Origin of the sequence: Streptomyces sp. E11-3 (genome assembly GCF_046540415.1) — a bacterium.
Classification (GTDB): domain Bacteria; phylum Actinomycetota; class Actinomycetes; order Streptomycetales; family Streptomycetaceae; genus Streptomyces.
This window is the reverse complement of sequence record NZ_JAZGRL010000224.1, coordinates 1-775: the sequence shown is the minus strand read 5'-3', so window position 1 is coordinate 775 and position 775 is coordinate 1. Positions and strand designations below refer to the sequence as shown.

The window sequence follows — 775 nt, the reverse complement described above, 5'->3', positions numbered from 1 at the left end:
CCGGGGCGGGGCCGGGGCGGGACCGCGTCCTGTTGCCTACCTCGCGCTACCTCCTGCCCCCGACCGACAGCCTGCTGGCGCGCAGCCCCCGGGTCAGTTCCTCGGCGAACACGTCCAGGAGCTGCCCCGGTTCGGGCGGGAGCCCCAGACCGTCCCGCTCCGCATCCCGCCCCTCGTCGCGCTGCTGCCGGCCGCGTTTCGGCTGCTTGCCGCGCCTCGGCGCGGTCACCGCGCGGGGCGCGGTTCTGCGCTGAGTTCGCGGTCGATCTGCTCGGCCCAGGTGTCGAGCACCTTCCAGTCGCGGTGGCTGCCGTACTGCCCGCGCCGTGCCTTGAAGGCCAGGTGGCGCCAGAGCGGCAGATGGTCACGGTAGAGGGCACCGGCCAGGAACTTGTGCCCCCACGGGTGGATCAGCGACCGGAAGCCGGGCATCTGCACCGGCTCCACGCGTCGGCGGCCCGGCCAGCGCCCCGCCGCTGGTGGCTGGCCGACGCTGAACAGCCACGCCGGGTGGGTGGAGAGCATGCTGGGGTGGCGGCGGATGAAGTCGGTCGCCTGCGGCAGCCAGGCGCCGTGGTGGATCGCGCTGCCGAGTACGAAGGCGTCGTAGTCGGAAGCCCGTTGGACCGGGCTCAGCGCTACGGCGGCCGCGGTGTGGCCGTGCTCGGCCAACTTGACCGCGAGGTGTTCGGCGATGCTCTGGGTGGAGCCGTGGACACTGGCGTAACCGACCAGAATCCTCATGGGATCACTCACTCCCTACAGGGTGGGGCGG

General features: G+C 72.8%; 2 protein-coding genes. Both read right to left on the bottom strand.

Annotation, left to right across the window (positions count from 1 at the left end):
* Positions 1-46 precede the first annotated feature (46 nt).
* Positions 47-229 carry a hypothetical protein gene (locus tag U9R90_RS36555; protein WP_411061822.1) on the bottom strand — a complete coding sequence of 61 codons (183 nt, stop codon included), beginning with the start codon at positions 227-229 and terminating at the stop codon, positions 47-49.
* On the bottom strand, positions 226-756 hold the full coding sequence (locus U9R90_RS36550) for a flavodoxin domain-containing protein (RefSeq protein WP_411061820.1): 531 nt from the start codon (positions 754-756) through the stop codon (positions 226-228). The genes U9R90_RS36555 and U9R90_RS36550 overlap by 4 nt, the downstream gene beginning before the upstream one ends.
* Positions 757-775: the final 19 nt, after the last annotated feature.